The following is a 14,982-nucleotide window of genomic DNA, read 5'->3' on the forward strand; positions in this document are numbered from 1 at the left end:
AGACGCTTCACCTCCGCGCCAGGGGTGTGACGGCGGTGCCAACAGTGGTGGTTACCCGGCAGATGAAGCGTTGTGCCTTGAATGGGGGGCGCGGGGTGTGGCACACGCCGGCCACCCTTCCGGACCGACCGTCGTTCCGAGACCCACACCCCAGGAAGTGCGCAATGCTTCGCAAGCGGTTGCAGTCGTGGCTGGTGCTCCCCGCGCTGATGCTGTGGGGCTGTGGGCCCGCGCAGGAGTCGGAAGACGGCGCCCCCTACGGCGAGAGCGCGCAGCCCATGCTGTACGCACCGCCCGCGACGGCGAGCGGCAACGTCCTGGACAGTACGGCGTACATGGGCCGCGTGGAGCTGGGCGGCGCGGCGCAGACGCGCTTCACGGCGAACCCGCAGTACCTGTCCTTCGGCTTCAGCGTGCGCCCGGGCGCGCAGGTGAAGCTGGAGGTGACGCACCTGGGCAGCAGCATGTACCTGGACACGGGCCTGTTCGTGTACGGCCCGCGCCGGGCGGACGGCAGCTACGGCGGCGCGGCGCTCGCGCAGGACGACGACTCCGGCTACGGGCAGCTCAGCCGGGTGGACGCGCTCACGCTGGCGCAGGGCGGTGACTACCTCGTGGTAGTGAGCACCGGCACCGGCGCGGGCAAGCAGTTCCGCCTGCAACTGGACTGCGCCAACGGCGCGTGCGCGCCCGTGGTGGACCCGGCGCTGTACCGCCGGTGTGATTGGGAAGTGGCGCTGCCCATCAAGGAGTGCGTCGAGAGCACGGTGGACGAGTACGGCGTGTCCCTGGCGGAGGCGTACGACAGCTGCACCGGCCCGGACGACGCGCACGCCTTCTACCGGGAGGCGTGCCAGGCGGGCGGCACCGCCCCGGACTGGTGCCAGGGCGGCGAGGCACAGTTCACCTTGCGGATGTGGCCGGTGTGCCAGGACCACTTCCAGACCGATTACGGCCTCTGAAAAGGCCCCCTCACCCGCCGGCCCACGTGACGCCACGTGGGCCGCCGGGCCTTCCGGCTACAGCTCCGCCTGGTAGCTGATGGACTGGACGCGGCGGTTGAGCTCCTCCTGAGCCGCCTGCCGCTCCTTCATCAGCCGCTCCAGCTCGCGGCCGATGGCCTCCAGCCGGTCCTCCTGCTCGTTGAGCTTCCCCACGAAGCGCTCCGCCAGCTCGCGCTGGGACGCGCCGCTCTTGAGTGACTCGATGTTGGAGCGGATGCGCTCCTGGTCCTTGAAGAGCTGCTCGCGCTCGGCCGTCAGGCGCTGCTCGTCCCGCGCCAGCGCGGCCACCCTGTCGCGCAGGGCCACCACCTCGCGCAGCGCGTCCGCCACCTGCCGGTCGATGTAGTGCGCCGACACGAAGTACGTCACCTCGTCCAGGCCCACGTTGGAGATGAGGTACTGGCGCTGGCCGCGCGTGCGCTCGGCGACCACCAGCTCGTCGTGCGCGCTCGGGGCCAGCTCGCGCTTGAAGCGCCAGAAGCCGTCCGTCGTCTCCGCGGGCTCCGGCATGTCCTTCATCAGCTCCCAGCCGGTGCGCGGGTGCTCCACGAAGAGCACCTGCGGCCGGGGCGCCTTGTTGCGCACCAGGTACTTCGTCTGCCGCACGTGGAAGTACTCCACCACCAGCGTGCCCCGGTTCACCACCGCGCGGAACACCGGCCCGTCCTCCATCTTGTCTTCCACCGACACCACGCACCCCAGCTCCACCGCGTACGGCACGAAGCGCCTGTCGTTGGGCTTCATCGTGTCCAGCATCGCCTCGCCCACGTAGCGCTCGTCCTCGGACACCGTCACCGGGCCGCCCTCCAGCGTCAGCCCCGTGGTGTTCTTCAGCTCGATGCAGGCCATGGGGTTCTTCTCGCGCGTGGCCCGGTTGTAGAGGAGCACCCGCCGCCCCTCGAAGGGCTTGTGCAGAATCGGCACCAGCGCGCTCTGGTTGCGGTGCACCGTCACCGGCCGGTCCACGCCGTACTCGAAGAGGTCGCCCACCTCCTTCGTCAGAGTCGTCACCGCCGCGGCCTGCTGCTCCAGGACGTCGCGAATCCGTGGCCCGCCTCCGCCCGGCCCTCCGACGAGCGCCTTCTCCGCCCGGGCCCTCCGGGGTGCGCCCGGTGCGGCCATGGCCGGCGCGGGAGACGGCGGCCCCGCCACGGCCACGGCGCCCCCGCCCACCATCATGTCCATGCCGCCGAAGCTCTCCTCCGGAATCACTGGCGCGGCGGCCGCCTCCGTCCTCACCTCCACCACCGGCCGCTTCATGTAGCGGGGGTTGTAGAGGTCGTGCACGAAGGACACAGGCAGCCCGGCGATGAGCGACAGCTGGACGTCCACCCAGTCCTCGTCACCGGTGTTGTCCACCAGCGCCCAGCCCTGAAGCAGCGGTGCCTCGCCCTCGTCCAGGAGGATGCGGTAGCTCGTCTTCCACACCGGAGCCTCCACCACGTAGCTGACGAACAGCTCGCGCTCGCCCTGGCCCGCGGTGAGGATGGCCATCCGCTTGCTGTCCTTCTTGTACGAGGACAGCACCGTGGCCAGGTAGAACTCCAAATCCTTGCGCACCGCTTCGTCGAGGAACTCCAGCTCGGAGATTTCCAGCACGTCGAACGTCCGCAGCGAGCCACCCACCAGCAGCGACAGGAAGGGGCGCGCCACGCTCGTCTCCCCCGCCGCCACCTCCAGCGAGTCCAGGCCGATGATGGAGCCCTCCACCTGGCCGCCGCCCACGCGCGCCCGCACGCGCGCGCCCTTTATCTGGCCCAGCAACGCCACGAGGCTGCCGTCCGCGGGAATGCGGATGGTGGCCTCCGCCAGCAACTGCTCCAGCGGCTTGGTGGAGTCGTAGCTCACCGCCGACACCGAGCCGCCCGACAAGTCGAGCACCGTGAGGGACTTCAGCACGTCGTTCATGTCACGCGCCTTGAAGTCCAGGTTCAGCGTGTCGCTGCCGCTCACCTTTCCCCGGCGCTCGAAGTAGCCAACTCCATGCTTGTAGAGGACGACGCGGCGGATGGGCAGGTTCGTGGGCATGAGGCGCGCAACTCCAGAATTGTTGGGGACGTCCTGTCCCCCCGGTGTATCAAGCCCCGCCCGGGGTCGCGCAATGCCGGCCCGGATACGAGGTCTCCCGTATGAGAAAGAGTCCCGCCCCCTTCTTGTCGCGCTCCGTCCTGCTGTGCGCGGCGCTGGCCCTCGGCCCCGGCTGCAAGAGCATGGAACCGAAGCCCACCCCACCCTCCGACGGCACGCCCTCCCCGGGCCAGGACACCGGGGCGGTGTCCACGCCGGAGGCCGTCACACCGGAAACGCCCACGCCCGCGCAGGGCACGTCGCCCTGGCAGCGCGCCCGCGTGGGGGACCGCGTGACGTACGCCTTCTCCGCCAACCGCAGCCGGCCCGGCGCGCGCGGTGGAATGAACGTTCCTTCCGCGGCGGTGGCCGGCGTGGTGACGGTGGAGGTGGTGGCGGTGAAGGCGCCCTGGGTGTGGCTGGGTGTCTCCTTCACAGGCGACGGCGGGGCGCCGCTGCCGCAGCCGCGCCTGGCGCGCTCGCTGGTGTTGCCCATGCGCTCGGACGAGACGCGGAAGCTGGAGCCCGTCCGCAAGGGCGTGCAGAGCACCGAGCAGCTCACCGCCGTCGGCCGCACCTGGGACGCGAAGCGCTACCTCCATGACCAGCGCATGGTGGACGGCCCCCAGGAGAGCCGCCTCTATGCCATCGACCCCGGGCCGCTGTACCTCACCAACGGCCTGCTGGACGCGAGCACCACCCTGTCCGGCTTCGGCGTGGCCGGCGGCTCGCAGCTCACCCTGACGGAGGTGCGCCAGGGCAGCGCGGACGCCTCCGCCCCGCTGCCCACGCTGGCGCTGCCCATGGGCCCGGGCACCTGGTTCGACCTGCACATGGACTCGGGCGGCACGCCGTCCGTGATGCGCACCTGCATGGGCGCGGAGCGCGGCTTCGTGTTGCGTCAACAGTCCACCGAGCCCGCGAGCGGCGCGGAGGCGTGCCCGGACTTCTCGCAGGCGGAGCCGGTGCCGCTGGAGGAGGCCGTGCTCGCGCTCGCGTGGGAGGCGCTGGACCTCCAGCAGTGGCCGCCGCAGCCGGTGGGGACTGCTCCGGCGGTGCGCGGAACGCTGGAGCTGCAGGGGCACAAGGTGCCGGTGCTCCAGTTCGAGAAGCCCGAGGACGTGGGCGGCACACGGGGGGCTCGCGTCGTGACGTACGCCGCGGACCCGTGGGACGGCTCGCTGTCCGGGCTGGCGCTCGAGGCCCGCCTCCAGGCGCTGAGCGACACCCTCTTCCGCGCCCCCCAGCGTGGCAAGCGCGAGCCGGTGGACGGCACGCGGCTGGTGGACTGGGGCACCTGGGTGCCGGGGACGAAGCCATGACGCTCGCGCTCTACGTCGTCGTCATCGACGTGGACCCCGCCTCCGAGGAGGCGTGGAACCGGTGGCACGAGGACATCCACGTCCCCGAGGTGCTGCGCGAGCCGGGCTTCCGCTCCTGCCGCAAGTGGCGCGACACCGAGCCTGCCCCGGACGGCTGGGCACGCTACGTGTGCCATTACGAACTGACGGAGCTGGACGCGATGCGCCGCTACGCGAGCAGCGAGGCAGCGAAGCGCCTGAGGGAAGAGTCCCTGACTCGCTTCGGCACTGTCACGCGCTACTCACGCCAGGTACTCACCGAGGTGAAACGTTTCTGATTCTCGGGAAATGGGTTTCCCATGAAGCCACCGTGAATCGCCGCGGCCCGCTCAGGCGGAGAGGGCCGCGGACGGCGTGCGGGAGGCCGACCGGGCGCTGCCGGCCATGAGGAAGTGGCCCTTCGAGTCGGTGGGCAAATCCAATCGCAGACAGAGGTGACCTGGGGGCGGCCCGTCCACGGGCGAGCAGGAGGACTCGCGCGCGCGGAAGCCCATGGACTCCAGCACGCGGCGCGCGGTGTCGTTGCCGGTGCGGACGAAGGCTTCCACATGGCGCAGGCCGTCCAGTCGGACACCGCGGCGGATGGTCTCCGTCGCGGCCCAGTGGCCCGCGCCCGCGAGCCGATACGGCGCCGCCACCATGCAGCTCAGCCGTGCGTAGCGCGCTTCGCTGTCGATGTGGGAGAGCGCGGCGAGGCCGATGATGCCGCAGCCCTTCTCCGCCACCGCGAACAGCCGCGTGCCGCGCATGGGGCCGGCGAGCGGCGTGTCCGTCTCGGGCCGCAGCCACCAGAACACCTCGCCGATGTCCGGGTCCTCCAGCAGCAGGTCCACCGCGCCGGAGACGGCGCTGCCCGCGACTTCGATGGGAATCAGCTGGCGCTCACGCATGGGTTCGTCCCCCTACACACTGTCGACTTCAAGGGACGTGCCATTATTCAAAAAAACTGAAACATGACGGCATCTTGCACGTGAGTGCGGCACCGGTGTGCGAGCACGGCACACGGGCCCGGGATTTCAGTCCGGGCCCGTGCCAACTGCGTTACTCCGCGACAGCGAGCTTCACGTCGATGTTGCCGCGCGTGGCCTTGGAGTACGGGCACACCTCGTGGGCCGCGTGCATGAGCTTCTCGGCCTCGTCGCGGGGCATGCCGGGGAGGATGCCCGTCAGCACCACCGCGAGGCCGAAGCCGCCGTCCGGCGTCTTGCCGATGGTGACGGCGGCGGTGATGCCCACGCCCTCGCCCAGCGTCTTGCCCTGCATGCGCCCCACGAGGCGCAGCGCGCCCTCGAAGCAGGCGGAGTAGCCCGCGGCGAAGAGCGTCTCCGGGTTGGCCTTCGCGCCGCCCGGGCCACCCATCTCCTTGGGCAGGGCGAGCTGCAGGTCGATGACGCCGTCGGCGGACTTCACGTGGCCGCTGCGGCCGCCGTGGGTGGTGGCGGTGGTGGTGTACAGGGGGCTGACGGTAACGGGGGCCATGGAATGCTCCTATGGGATTACTTCGAGGGTTCAGACTGGGACTTCGACAGCGCTTCGAACAGCCGCTGGACGTCGCGGCGCATGCGTGAAAGCTCTTCGAGCGACAGGCCCATCTTGCAGACCATCGCCTCGGGAATGGACACGGCCCTGCGCTTCAGCGCGCGTCCTTGAGTCGTGAGGTGGACGTGCACCGAGCGCGCGTCCTCGGTGGACCGCTCCCGCTTCACCAGCCCCTGGGCCTCCAGCCGCTTCAACAGCGGCGTGAGTGTCCCCGAGTCCAGGAACAGCCGCTCCCCCATCCCCTTCACCGTCACCCCATCCGTCTCCCACAGGACCAACATCACCAGGTACTGCGGGTACGTCAGCCCCAGCTTCGACAGGAGCGGCGCGTAGGCCTGCGTGACAGCCCTGGCCGCCGCGTAGAGCGGGAAGCAGAGCTGCGCGTCCAGGCTGAGCGGGTCATCCACCGACATGGCCAATGAATAGGGCGCAATTAAATTGCGCGCAACCAATTCGAACACGAGGCCGGGGTACCCCGGGATGCCGCGACGGGCCATGGCGTGTTACAGGGCGGCGCGCGGCCGGCGTCAGGGCCGGGCGAGGACGGGAGCAAGGGATGTTGAGGACTGTCACAGCCACGCGCTACGTGACGCCCCTGCGGGAAGGCGGCTCGCTGCCCGCCATCATCGAGGCGGACGACGCGGGGCTGTATGTCGTGAAGTTCCGGGGCGCGGGCCAGGGCGCCAAGGCGCTCATCGCGGAGCTCATCTCCGGCGAACTGGCGCGCGCGGTGGGCCTTCGCGTCCCGGAGGTGGTGCTGGTGGACCTGGACCCGGCGCTGGGCCGCAACGAGCCGGACTCTGAAATCCGCGAGCTGCTCAAGGCGAGCGCGGGGCTCAACCTGGGGCTGGACTACCTGCCCGGCTCGGTGACGTTCGACCCGCTGGCCGGTCCCTTTCCGGAGGCCTCGGTGGCGTCGGCCATCGTCGGCTTCGACGCGTACGTCACCAACGTGGACCGCACGCCCAAGAATCCCAACATGCTGAGCTGGCACCGGGACTTGTGGCTCATCGACCACGGGGCGTCGCTCTACTTCCACCACTCGTGGGAGGACTGGGAGGAGCGCAGCCAGAGCCGCTTCGGCCCCATCAAGGACCACGTGCTGCTGCCGTGGGCCAGCGCGCTGCCCGCCGTGGAGGCCACGCTGCGCGCGGCCCTCACGCGCGAGGTGGTGGAGCGCACCATCGCCGCCATTCCCGAGGCGTGGCTGACGGGCACCGAGTCCCCCTTCCCCACCGCCGACGCGCACCGCGCGGCGTACGTCACCTGGCTGCTCAAGCGCGTGGACGCGATGCCGGCGTTCCTCGAGGAGGCGGCCCGTGCCCGCGCCCAGCTCGTTTGACTACGCCATCATCCGCGTCGTCCCCCGCGTGGAGCGCGAGGAGTTCATCAACGCGGGCGTCGTCCTCTTCTGCACCACCCAGCGCTACCTCGGCGCGCGCGTGGAGCTGGACGAGGCGCGGCTGAAGGCGCTCGCGCCGGACGTGGACCTGGACAGCGTCCGCAGTCACCTGGAGAGCTTCCGCCGCGTCTGCGAGGGCGGGAAGGACGCGGGCCCCATCGGCCGGCTGCCGCAGAAGGACCGGTGGCACTGGCTGGTGGCTCCGCGCAGCACCATCATCCAGACGGGCCCGGTGCACTCGGGCCTGTGCAAGGGTCCGAATCCGGAGCCCGGGCTGGCGCTGGAGCACCTGCTGGACACCGTGGTGCGCGTGAAGCGCTCCGCGTAGCGGGGGCTCCTCGCTCCCGGCCAGTGTCGTTGCCGGGCTTGCCGGGCTTGCCGGGCGGACAGGCGGGCATCCGCTCCCGGACTCGGGAGCGTGGGGTGTCGGGCGGAGCGCGTCCGGACGCGGAAGCGAGCAGGCAGGCAGATGTCCCGAAAGTGCACAAGCGGGCTCGGGGCCAGGGCCGCGCGGCTTCGCGGTTGGTAGTTTCACCGTACGGCCCGGGACGGGCCCCCACTCGCGTATGAACGACTCCGCATTGCGAATCGCCACGTACAACGTCCGCTACTTCGGCCACATGCTGCGCGGCCTGGCGAGCACGGTGGGCCCCAAGCGCCGGGTCGCCGCCGCACTGTCCTCGCTGGACCCGCTGCCGGACGTCGTCTGCCTGCAGGAGGTGGAGACCTCCTCGCTGCGCAGCACCATCGCCCACCGACCCAAGCAGCCAGGGGAGACGCAGCTGGCGGCCTTCATGGACCGCATGGTGGAGACGTTCGGCGCCCAGGCGCGGGACATGCCCTACGAGGCGTTCTACTTCCGCGCCCACAACTACAAGCTGGGCGAGGTGTCGCTCTACACCACGGGGCTCGCGATGCTCGTGAATACGCGCACCCTCCAGGTGGACACGCACAACGTGGCCGCGCCCCAGCACATCACCCACCACCACGTGCAGCGACTGAAGGACCGCAAGCAGAGCCGCATCTGCGCGCACATGCGCCTGGTGCGGCGCTCGGACGGGCGCGGCTTCCACATCTTCAACACCCACCTGAGCCTGCCCACGCCATTCGCCAAGGAGTTCTGGGCGACGAAGGACAAGATGGGCGGCGGCCCCAACCAACTGCACGAGGCGCGCAAGCTGGCGGAGTTCATGCGCGTGCACTCGGGCAACGAGCCGTACATCGTCTGCGGGGACTTCAACTCGCCGCCGGCGTCACCGGTGTTCCGCTACCTCACGGGCGAGGCGTGCCTCACCTGCGCCCAGGCCGCCGTGGGACAGATTGACCCGAACACGTCGCGCGGCTTCCCCACCGCGGGCTTCATGCACATGCGCATGCACCTGGACCACATGTTCTCCGGGGGCGGCGTGCGATGGCTGGACACGCAGGAGACCTGCCCGTTCGGAGACGCGCAGAGCCGCTTCCACGGACTGTCCGACCACATGCCCATCATCGCCCGCTTCGAGCTGGACGCCGCGCCCGGCGCGGCCGTGTCGTCCGCGGGCTGAGGGGCGCTCCGCTCACTGGAGCGTGGAGCCCTCGCCTTCCTTCCTCATCAGGAAGGTCACCTTCCCGTCCGGCTCGAGGTACGCCAGCCGGACCTCGCGAAGGGACTCGGTGCCGTGCTCGCGCAGGCGGCTGAGCAGCTCGTCGTGGGACATCAGGCTCCTACGCAGGTTGGCCTCGTTGACGCGGCCCTCACGCACCAGCTCCACCGGCTTGCCCGTCAGCACCTTCGCCGCCTTCTCGCTGCGCATCGAGAGCCACGAGAAGAAGCGGTCCCAGGCGCCCAGCGTGCCGAAGGCCACGAAGGCCGAGGTCAGGCTGTCGTCCTCGGCCACGATGCTCCTGCGCAGGCACACCGAGATGATGAGCAGCAGGACGATGTCGAAGGTGGAGGAGCGACCCAGTTCCTTGCGTCCCGCCAGCCGGAGCACGAGCTGCGCGAAGAGGTAGACGGCGGAGGCGCGGAAGACCACCTCGAAGGTGTTGAGGTCGGGCGTCCACATGCCCTGCCAGTCGAAGGGCGCCATGCCCTGAAGATGCGCACCGCGTGGTGGGCCCTGGCGCGCATGCCCGTGTGGCAGGCAGGGGTGCTCAGCTCCCGCCTTCGCCCTCGTCCGAGCCCCTGCCCGAGAGGGCGCGCTCCACCGTGTCCCACGCGTCCAGGATTTCGCGGGTGCGGCGCTCGGCCAGCTCGTGGAACTCGGGCGCGAGGTGGGAGACCTTGTCCGGGTGGTACTGCGTGATGAGCGCGCGGAAGGCCTTGCGCGCGTCGTCCAGCGAAGTGTCCCGGGGGATGCCCAACACCGTCCAGGCGTCCTTCACCGCGGCGGGCGGTCGCGGTGGAGGCACCCGTGTGCCTCGGGGCGGCGTGGCTTCGTCGTCCCAGGCCCGTGCGCCCGTGTCTCGTGTGCCGGTACTCCGCGTGCCGGTGCTCCGCGCGTCGGCGTCACGTGCGTCCGTGTCTCTTGCACCGGGGCTCCGCGCGCCGGGACGTCTTGCATCACCGTCCCAGGCGAACTCCTCCTCGCGCGCGCCCGAGCTCGCGGGACGCCGGGGCGAGCGGGGTGGAGGCTCCGGCCTCTTGTGGCCGGGGCGCTTCTCCGGGTCCGGCGCGGGCACGCGCGGGGTGAGGCGGCTGAGTGCTTCCTGGAGGAACCAGAGGTCCTCGACCGGCGTGCCGTGCTTGCGCACCACCGCGCGCGGGCGGCCGTCCTCCAGGAGGAGGTAGCCCGTGGATGCGGCGTAGGCGTCATCACGGCTGGCCGGGTAGAGCCGGTCGCCCAGGTCGCCCAGCGGGTCCCTCCACATGCCCTCCGTGGTGCCCTCGTCGGCCACGAGCACCTGGGAGAGCACGTCACCGTGGAGGCGCTCCAGCGTGGCGAAGGGCTCGCGCGCCTCCGGGGTCCGCATGGCCGGCCCGTGCCGCACCCCCGTCACGAGCAGCAGCCCGCGCGTCCCGTCCACGCGGGCGAAGAGCGCCTCACGCACCTGCCTGTCGGAGAAGAAGAGGACGGACTGCACGATGACGGGAGCCTACCCGTCTCAGCGCTGCATGGCGCGCAGGAGCTTCTCCGCGTCCTCCACGCTCACCTTCCCCTCGCTCACCAACTGCAACACCCGGCGCAGCTCCTCGTCGGGGATGCCCGCCGTCGTCGGACGGGGCTCCGGAGGACGGCCGTGCGCGGCCCATGATGGCGGGCCGCCCCAGCCCGGCGGACGGGGCTCCGGAGGACGGCCGTGCCCGTCCCAGCTCCGCGCCCAGCGCTCGGCGTGACGCTCCGCGCGACGCTGCCACCGCTCCGTCTGCCGCTGCCAGCGCCGGGCATCGTGCTCCCAGTCGTGCCGGTCCTCGCCGTCCGCCTCGCGCCCCGCCTTGTGGGACTCGCGCACGCGCACCGAGCCCAGGTCCGTCTCCAGCCGCAGCAGCGTGGGCGCGCCCGGACGCGACGGGTAGCCGTTGCGCACCGAGCCCAGCGACGTGCGCGCTTCAATCGACACGTCCAGCCCCGGCACCAGCCGCACGTCCACCGCGCCCATCTGCGACACGATGCGGTGCTCGCCCGGCGTGAGCGCGTCCACCTCCAGTTTCACCGAGCCGGCCGCCGCCTGGACGTCGAACGTGCCGCCCACCCGCTGGCCGAAGATGCTGCCGGCGCTGGTGCGCAGCGTCAGCTTGCCGTGCACGTCGCGCACGTCCGCCGTGCCCGCATCCGTCGTCACGTCCAGCTCGCAGTCCTTCAGCCCCGCCACGCGCACCATGCCCGCATCCAGCTTCAGCCGGGCCTTCGCGTTGGCGGGGAGGAACAGCTCCACCTGCGGCATGCTCCGCCACAGGAAGGCCCAGAAGCCGCCCTCGCGGATGTTCAGCTCCACCCGCGTGATGCTGCCGCGCTCGCGCACCTGGACGTCCACCGCCCCGTGCGCCACGAGGTAGGGCTTCTCGCCTTCGGGAAGGGGCGTCAGCGTGAGGGCCGCCGCGCTCGCGTGCAGCTCGAGCTCGGCCCGCTGGCCCCACGGAATCAGATGACGCTCCCCCGGACGCGGCGAGGCACCGGGCGGTGTATCCGACGTGGCTTCGGAGGACTGCGGGGAGGGCTCCGACTCGAACATGGCCTTCACTCCTGGGCCTTCTTCAGGCGCCGTGCGGCCTCGTCTGCATCGATGAGCCCGGCCGCGAGGTCATCGAGAATCTGGGCGCGGCGCTGACCGCCGCGCGGTGGATGCGAAGGGGGTGGGGGCGCGGCGGGCGGGACGTCCTCGCCCAGCGCGGCGACCACGGCGTCCAGCCGCGACACCACGGTGGGATAGGAGAGCCCCAGCACCTGCTCCACGTCCTTGATCTTCCCGCGGCAGCTCAGGAACACGCGCACGAAGGCGAGCTGCTCGGGCGACAGCGCCTGCACCCAGCCCGTGGTGAACCGCCCCTCCACCGCCGTGTCACACGCCCCACAGCGCACACGCTCCACATGCGTGCCCTCGCCACAGACGGGACACCGGGTGGGAAGGGGATGAATCGAGGTCCGAGGCGCCATAATAACCGTAAAATCAATATCGACCTTGAGAATATTGAGTTCCCAGGGTGTTTGCAAGCAATCCGGGCCGGACGGGGTGGAGCCGGGCCGGCGGGCTCCCGGAGGCCGCGGACGTTCCCTGGTCGACTTCGTTGATAGCCGACGCTGGGGTGCCCTTTGGTGCGCTCCCGCTCGACGGTGGAGCAGGCATGCGGAAGAGTCGTCAACGCTTATGCGCTGCTGCCACCGTCATGCGTCCGAGTCCGCCTCCAGCGACCTCCACCCGTTCTCCCTTCCTGGCGCCACCGAGCACTACGCCGCCGAGCGGCCCGTCCGCGCCGAGCATGTGCGCATCGAACTGGACCTCGACTTCGAGCAGCAGCGCCTCTCCGGCGTCTGCACCACGCGCGTCTCCGCGCTGCGCCCCGTGTCCACCGTCACCTTCGACGCGGCGGACTTCGACGTGGCGAAGGTGCTCGCGGACGGGCGCCCCGCACGCTTCTCCAACTCCGGCGCGCATGTCCGCGTCGAATTGCCCTCGCAACTGGACCCCGGCCACGCGTGCGAGGTGGCCATCCACTACACCTGCCGCCCGCGCCGCGGCCTCTACTTCTGGGGCCCCGACGCCGGCTACCCCGACCGTCCCCGCCAGGCGTGGACGCAGGGCCAGGACATCGACGCGCGCGCGTGGTTCCCCTGCCTCGACACGCCCGCGCAGAAGGCCACGTCCGAGGTCCTCGCCACCTTCCCCTCGGAGATGACGGCCCTGTCCAACGGCACGCTGGTGGGTGACAGCACCCACGGCGCGCGCCGCACGCAGCACTACCGGATGGAGCAGCCCGTCTCGCCCTACCTCGTCACGCTCGCGGTGGGCGAGTTCGAGGAGGCCACCGACACCGTGGGCACCGTGCCGCTGCGCTACCTCTTCCCGAAGGGCCGCCGCGAGGATGCGCTGCGCTGCGTGCGCCGTACGCCGGAGATGGTCCGCGTCTTCCAGGAGGCCACCGGCGAGCCCTTCCCGTGGAGCGGCTACGCGCAGGTCTTCCTCACCGAGTTCATCCTCGGCGGTATGGAGAACACCACCGCCACCAGCCTCACCGACGGCGTCCTCCACGACGCGCGCGCCCAGCCGGACTACAACGCCGAGCCGCTCGTCTCGCACGAGCTGGCGCACCAGTGGTTCGGTGACCTGCTCACCTGCCGCGACTGGCCGCATGGCTGGCTCAATGAGGGCTTCGCCACCTGGTGCGAGGTGCTCTGGAAGGAGCGCGCCGACGGGCAGGACGAGGCGGACCAGCACCGGAGCGCGCAGCTCGACGGCTACCTGGGCGAGGTGCGCGAGCGCTATGCCCGCCCCATCGTCGCGCGCCGCTTCCACGCGCCCATGGACGTGTTCGACCGGCATCTCTACGAGAAGGGCGGCCTCGTCCTCCACGAGTTGCGCCGCCGCCTGGGTGACGCGCTCTTCTTCCGCGCCCTGCGCCATTACGTCGCCCGCCACCGCCATGGCGCCGTGGAGACGGTGGACCTGTCCCGCGCCTTCGAGGAGTCCACCGGCCACAACCTGGACGGCTTCTTCGACCAGTACGTCTTCGCGCCCGGCCACCCGGAGCTGAAGGTGGAGGTCCGCTACGAGGCCGAGAACGCGCGCCTGCGCATCAAGGTCCGCCAGACGCAGCGCACCGACTCGGGCACGCCCGTGTTCCGCCTGCCGCTCGACGTGGTGATGACTTCCGACGGGCGCGACACGCTGCACCGGCTGGAGGTGACGGACGCGGAGCACTCCTTCCTGCTGCCCTGCCCCACCGCGCCCACGCAGGTGCGCGTGGACCCGCGGCGTGAGGTGCTCGGCACGGTGGACGTGGACAAGGGCGCGGGCCTCTGGCTGGAGGAATTGCGCGCCGCGCCGGAGATGCGCGCCCGCACCGAGGCCGCAGTCGCCTTGGGCAGGCACGGCGGGTTCCGCGCCGTGGAGGCGCTGGGTGAGGTGCTCGGGGACGCTCGCGTCTTCTGGGGCACTCGCGCCGCGTGCGCGAAGTCGCTGGGACGGCTGCGCACGCCCGAGTCCCGCGCCAGGCTGCTGGCCGCGCTGTCCACCGAGCATCCCCGCGTGCGCCGTGCCGTCGTCGCCGCGCTGGGTGAGTTCCGCCGCGACACGGAGGTGGCCGCCCGCCTGCGCGCACTGGTGGAGGGCGGGGACGCGAGCTACTTCGTGGAGGGCGAGGCCGCGCGCAGCTATGGCCGGGTGCGCGCGCCGGACGCGGTGGGTGTGCTGGAGGCCGTCTCCACCCGGCCCTCGTTCCAGGACGTCATCGCCGTGGGCGCGGTGGACGGGCTCGCCGAGTCGCAGGACCCGGCGGCGTTCCCCATCGTCGCGGCGCGCACGGCGTATGGGCAGCCTCGCGTCCTCCGCCGCGCGGCCACGCAGGCCGTGGCGAAGCTGGCGGAGGTCGCCGGCCGCAAGCGCGAGGCCGTGGACCTGCTGGCGGAGTTGCTGAGGGACCCGCTGTTCCGCGTGCAGATGGGCGTGTTCGAGGCGGGGCGCACGCTCGGCGACCGGCGGCTCATTCCCGCGCTGGAGGGCACGCCGCTCGAGGACCCGCGGGCGCGCCGTGCCGCTCGCGAGACGGTGCGCGCGCTGCGGGAGGGCGAGCCCCAGGCGCGCGAGGTGGCGTCGCTGCGCGAGGAACTGGACCGGCTGAAGGAGGAGACGCGCTCGATGCGCGAGCGGCTGGAGGCACTGGCGCTGAAGGGAGCGGAGGAGCCGGGCCCTCGCGGTGGCGGGGGTGGTGCGAAGGCCACCAGGCTGGACGGCGCGGGCCGCTCGCGCACCACGGCACGGAGCGCGGAGGCCACGAGCGGAGGTCGCGACGCGAAGTCCCCTCGCGGCCACGCGAGCGCGAAGCCCGCGGCGAGGAAGACGAAGCGAAGGTAGCGACGCGAACCGCAGCACCAGGGTGGCGCCCGCTCCGCCGCCTGCCTCACGAACGGACCCCGGTGGGGGGGCTTGATGTACGCCGGGAGGCGCGGGCCACGCCGCCGATGGCTACCTG

15 protein-coding genes are annotated in these 14,982 nt (G+C 71.4%); 7 read left to right on the forward strand and 8 right to left on the reverse strand.

Going from position 1 to position 14,982, the window contains the following annotated elements; translation table 11 throughout:
• Positions 1–164: 164 nt before the first annotated feature.
• Entirely contained in the window at positions 165–962 is a 798-nt protein-coding gene (locus OV427_RS16205) for a hypothetical protein (protein WP_267857020.1), read from the forward strand.
• A 57-nt stretch (positions 963–1,019) separates the two neighbouring features.
• Here OV427_RS16205 and OV427_RS16210 read toward each other — a convergent pair whose 3' ends face one another.
• The gene (locus OV427_RS16210; protein WP_267857021.1) at positions 1,020–3,032 is read right to left on the reverse strand and encodes a hypothetical protein; all 2,013 of its coding nucleotides are present in this window, start codon (positions 3,030–3,032) and stop codon (positions 1,020–1,022) included.
• 101 nt (positions 3,033–3,133) lie between these two features.
• Here OV427_RS16210 and OV427_RS16215 point away from each other — a divergent pair, with 101 nt between their 5' ends.
• Together OV427_RS16215 and OV427_RS16220 are read left to right on the forward strand one after the other, a co-directional pair.
• Positions 3,134–4,393 (forward strand): DUF6068 family protein, encoded by a 1,260-nt coding sequence (locus tag OV427_RS16215; protein WP_267857022.1) that lies wholly within the window; start codon positions 3,134–3,136, stop codon positions 4,391–4,393.
• Positions 4,390–4,710: a DUF4286 family protein gene (locus tag OV427_RS16220; RefSeq protein ID WP_267857023.1), complete on the forward strand. Its 321-nt coding sequence runs from the start codon at positions 4,390–4,392 to the stop codon at positions 4,708–4,710. Before OV427_RS16215 ends, OV427_RS16220 begins: the two co-directional genes overlap by 4 nt.
• A 51-nt stretch (positions 4,711–4,761) precedes the next feature.
• On the opposite strand, the gene OV427_RS16225 is transcribed toward OV427_RS16220, so the two are convergent.
• From OV427_RS16225 to OV427_RS16235, 3 genes are all read right to left on the reverse strand, one after another.
• Positions 4,762–5,322 carry a GNAT family N-acetyltransferase gene (locus OV427_RS16225; RefSeq protein WP_267857024.1) on the reverse strand — a complete coding sequence of 187 codons (561 nt, stop codon included), beginning with the start codon at positions 5,320–5,322 and terminating at the stop codon, positions 4,762–4,764.
• A gap of 151 nt (positions 5,323–5,473) precedes the next feature.
• Positions 5,474–5,911: an organic hydroperoxide resistance protein gene (locus tag OV427_RS16230; RefSeq protein ID WP_267857025.1), complete on the reverse strand. Its 438-nt coding sequence runs from the start codon at positions 5,909–5,911 to the stop codon at positions 5,474–5,476.
• A gap of 17 nt (positions 5,912–5,928) precedes the next feature.
• Positions 5,929–6,468 carry a MarR family transcriptional regulator gene (locus OV427_RS16235; protein ID WP_324289963.1) on the reverse strand — a complete coding sequence of 180 codons (540 nt, stop codon included), beginning with the start codon at positions 6,466–6,468 and terminating at the stop codon, positions 5,929–5,931.
• Positions 6,469–6,527: 59 nt separating this feature from the next.
• Between OV427_RS16235 and OV427_RS16240 the strand changes: the two genes are divergently transcribed.
• From OV427_RS16240 to OV427_RS16250, 3 genes are all read left to right on the forward strand, one after another.
• Positions 6,528–7,313: a HipA family kinase gene (locus OV427_RS16240; RefSeq protein ID WP_267857026.1), complete on the forward strand. Its 786-nt coding sequence runs from the start codon at positions 6,528–6,530 to the stop codon at positions 7,311–7,313.
• Positions 7,291–7,701 (forward strand): DUF3037 domain-containing protein, encoded by a 411-nt coding sequence (locus OV427_RS16245; RefSeq protein ID WP_267857027.1) that lies wholly within the window; start codon positions 7,291–7,293, stop codon positions 7,699–7,701. Before OV427_RS16240 ends, OV427_RS16245 begins: the two co-directional genes overlap by 23 nt.
• A gap of 238 nt (positions 7,702–7,939) precedes the next feature.
• Complete coding sequence (locus OV427_RS16250; protein ID WP_267857028.1) at positions 7,940–8,920, forward strand: endonuclease/exonuclease/phosphatase family protein; 981 nt, start codon at positions 7,940–7,942, stop codon at positions 8,918–8,920.
• A 12-nt stretch (positions 8,921–8,932) separates the two neighbouring features.
• Here the strand turns inward: OV427_RS16250 and OV427_RS16255 are convergent, their stop codons facing one another.
• From OV427_RS16255 to OV427_RS16270, 4 genes are all read right to left on the reverse strand, one after another.
• Positions 8,933–9,445, reverse strand: a complete 513-nt coding sequence (locus OV427_RS16255; RefSeq protein WP_267857029.1) for a DUF421 domain-containing protein — start codon at positions 9,443–9,445, stop codon at positions 8,933–8,935.
• A 64-nt stretch (positions 9,446–9,509) separates the two neighbouring features.
• Entirely contained in the window at positions 9,510–10,439 is a 930-nt protein-coding gene (locus OV427_RS16260; RefSeq protein WP_267857030.1) for a J domain-containing protein, read from the reverse strand.
• Positions 10,440–10,460: 21 nt separating this feature from the next.
• Positions 10,461–11,528, reverse strand: coding sequence for an SHOCT-like domain-containing protein (locus OV427_RS16265; protein WP_267857031.1), 1,068 nt, complete (start codon positions 11,526–11,528; stop codon positions 10,461–10,463).
• A gap of 5 nt (positions 11,529–11,533) precedes the next feature.
• Positions 11,534–11,950, reverse strand: a complete 417-nt coding sequence (locus OV427_RS16270; RefSeq protein ID WP_267857032.1) for a DUF2089 domain-containing protein — start codon at positions 11,948–11,950, stop codon at positions 11,534–11,536.
• 211 nt (positions 11,951–12,161) lie between these two features.
• Between OV427_RS16270 and OV427_RS16275 the strand changes: the two genes are divergently transcribed.
• Complete coding sequence (locus tag OV427_RS16275; RefSeq protein ID WP_267857033.1) at positions 12,162–14,864, forward strand: M1 family aminopeptidase; 2,703 nt, start codon at positions 12,162–12,164, stop codon at positions 14,862–14,864.
• The last annotated feature ends 118 nt before the right edge of the window (positions 14,865–14,982 follow it).

Source organism: Pyxidicoccus sp. MSG2, assembly GCF_026626705.1.
GTDB lineage: Bacteria > Myxococcota > Myxococcia > Myxococcales > Myxococcaceae > Myxococcus.